The organism is Virgibacillus sp. AGTR, from assembly GCF_016919725.2.
Lineage (GTDB): Bacteria > Bacillota > Bacilli > Bacillales > Amphibacillaceae > Virgibacillus > Virgibacillus salarius.
The window spans coordinates 1-2919 of record NZ_JAJERH010000138.1; the positions used below are offsets into that span (position 1 = coordinate 1).

A 2919-nucleotide genomic window follows, 5' to 3' on the forward strand; every position below is an offset into this window, starting at 1 on the left:
TTTATTAATAGTCTAGGAAATTATAAAATTAGCCCATGTGGATAAACAATAGGCGCTTGTTGGGCAGCTTCCAGCTCCAGCGCCCGGAAACTAGGGGAGTTCACAAATCGCTCTAATCTAAGTCATTATCGGCTCGCAAGCACACCGTGAGTCCTTTATCTCCGTTGAATCGTCGCTACGTTTCTATTCGGGAGCTTACGCTTTTGTTCCTACATTTCGATTTTTTTCGTATATTTTAATAACTGCAGTAATGTATTGTTATTTTTCTCTGATATTTCCTGTTTTCTAGGTATATGCGGTACGATATTGGCTGAATCTGACCAGTAATCTGGCAGAGGTGTTTTCGAATATTTCTGCCATTTGTTTTTCCATTTCTCCGGGAGTGCCCCTGTTGCTAGTTGATTATGTTTCATGATATTCCATATTTGTCCCCACGCACGTGGAACTACTCGCCAAATATCATAGCCACCACCACCAAGCGCAATCCATTTCCCATTACAATATTGATGGGCTAACTCATGAGCTAGCGCTGGTATCTTTTCATATATCGACATGGTCGCGCAAAGATGTGTCAGAGGATCATAGCAATGGGCGTCCGCTCCATTTTGAGTTACAATAACATCTGGTTTAAAAAAGGCCGTAATTTCTCTTAATGCAGAAGTATAAACGTGTAAAAACGAGTTGTCTTCCGTAAAAGCATCAATAGGTAAATTGAATGCATATCCATGTCCGCTTTTAATTCCACGTTCATTTACATTTCCAGTACCAGGGAATAGATAGCGACCAGTTTCATGAATAGAAAAGGTGCATACATTTGGATCATCATAAAAACCCCATTGGACGCCATCACCATGATGTGCATCTGTGTCAACATATAAAACACGTAAGTTATATTTTTCCCGAATATAACGGATCGCTACTGCACCATCATTGTATATGCAAAATCCAGCAGCTTTCCTTTTAAAACCATGGTGTAACCCGCCACCAAGATTAAGCGCATGAGACGCTTGACCAGTTAATACTGCATCCACTGCTGAAAGGGTACCGCCGACCAAACTGGCAGATGCATCATGCATATTTTGAAAAATAGGTGTATCCTCAGTATCTAATCCAAATTCTACTGCATCTTCATCTGCTAACAACCCTGTACTAGCTTGCTTAACAGCTTCAACATAAGCATGGTCATGAAATAGCATTAGTTCTTCGTCTGTTGCTTGCCTTGGTGATAATAAATCCTTACTAGAAAGCAGTTCTTTGCTCTCCAATAACTCCTTGGTTAACAAGATCCGTTTTTGATTAAATGGGTGATCTTCATTAAAGTGATAATTTAAAAAGGAATCAGAAAAGATGAATTTAGCATGACATGTCATCGATTTTCCCCCGCAATATTATTTGGCCATAACAGTTCATAGCCTGCATTACGGAGATCTTGTATAACAGGAAGTGGATTCATTGTTTGAATACGGAATACTAATATCTTGTAGTTTGGATTATCTTTAAATGGGTAGACAAGTACTGAAATGATATTGGTTTTTCGTTTACCAAAGATGGAAGTGACTTCGGGAAGAATTCCCGGACGATGTGGAACTTTAACTTCTATGTGCGAACTTTGTACATGTGTCCCCGTTAATTGAATCATTGTATATAGCATGTCTTTTTCAGTGATGATACCAACCAGCTTATTGTTTTTGCGAACAACAGGAAGACAAGCAATTTCTTGTTCATAGAAAATCTTTGCTATTTCTTCTACAAAGTCCAATGGATGAATGGTTATAACTGGCTGACTCATAATCGTTTGAATTTCATGATCTAATTCACAGGCTTCGGATTCTTTTTCAAAAATAGATGGACTAGCATCTCGCACATCACGATCCGATACAATACCTATAACTTCTTTAGTTGAATCTACAATTGGTATATGCCTTATTTTATGTTTGTGTAGTAGGTGTAAGGCTTCTTTTATTGTAGCAGTTGGTGGTAATGCGATTACTTCCGTCTTCATGATTTCTTCCACCAGCATGTTAAAGACCCTCCCGCATATTTCGATAGTGATGTCGCTGTAGAAAACGTAACGTGTCAAATTTTTTAATAGATTCCTCTGAGACATTTTTTCCTATTCGTACCATTAAACAGTTAGCAGGGTGCGAAATAATTTCTGGATCATCTGTAGGTGCAGGTAGAAGTCCACCAGCAGCCATCATTTTCTCCATGACCTTACGATAATCCCAGATACTTAATTTTGTACCATCTAAGTCCCAGTGCCAGTAATACTCTGTGGAAATAATGATATAATTCTCCATATACGTATCCATCATTGAAACTTCTAACAAGCCTGAAGCAATTTTCGCACCACGAAAGTCTGGTATTACTTCAATAGCTCCTAGTTCGATCAAATCATCCATTGCAAATTTAGACCACCTTTCTAAAGGGTCGGGATGTAGATAGGTTACGTAGCCAATGATTGTATCTTTTGTTCTTGCAACAATAATTCTCCCCTCAGGAAAGGAAGCGATTTGCATGATTGCTTCGAATTGTTTCGTCGCAGGTCGAAATGCAGTTAAATCATGATGGAACTTATACTCCTTCAGTTCTGCAGCTGTCAGTGGTCCTTCAATGATTATCGTTTCATCACTTGTCTCTCGTGTTTGTAGATAATGTTTTTTCGTATGCTTCATTCAGTCACCACCTGTCATGTATTACGCTTACATTTATTATACAGCAATATCCACAGAATTTTTAGTAACATCTGTGAACGATTCATAAAAGATACGATCTCAGAATTGGAAGCTTAGGTCTAACAATCAAAACCATCCGTGTGAACTCGTAGCTTGCTTTACGACTGAAAGCCTCAGTTATCAGATTCGGTATTAAAGCCCCGGTGAAAGGACTTTCTGCCTGTATTCTAAAAGAATCTTTTAT

3 protein-coding genes are annotated in these 2919 nt (G+C 38.6%); all 3 read right to left on the reverse strand.

Features of this window, described 5'->3' with window-relative positions; genetic code table 11:
• Nucleotides 1-209: 209 nt before the first annotated feature.
• Genes JUJ52_RS22705 through JUJ52_RS22715 form a run of 3 tightly spaced genes read right to left on the reverse strand, consistent with a single transcriptional unit; the run spans nucleotide 210 to nucleotide 2675 of the window.
• Complete coding sequence (locus JUJ52_RS22705; protein ID WP_205388711.1) at nucleotides 210-1370, reverse strand: acetoin utilization protein AcuC; 1161 nt, start codon at nucleotides 1368-1370, stop codon at nucleotides 210-212.
• Complete coding sequence (locus JUJ52_RS22710; RefSeq protein WP_026681464.1) at nucleotides 1367-2020, reverse strand: acetoin utilization AcuB family protein; 654 nt, start codon at nucleotides 2018-2020, stop codon at nucleotides 1367-1369. Before JUJ52_RS22710 ends, JUJ52_RS22705 begins: the two co-directional genes overlap by 4 nt.
• 1 nt (nucleotide 2021) lies before the next feature.
• Entirely contained in the window at nucleotides 2022-2675 is a 654-nt protein-coding gene (locus tag JUJ52_RS22715) for a GNAT family N-acetyltransferase (protein WP_026681463.1), read from the reverse strand.
• Nucleotides 2676-2919: the final 244 nt, after the last annotated feature.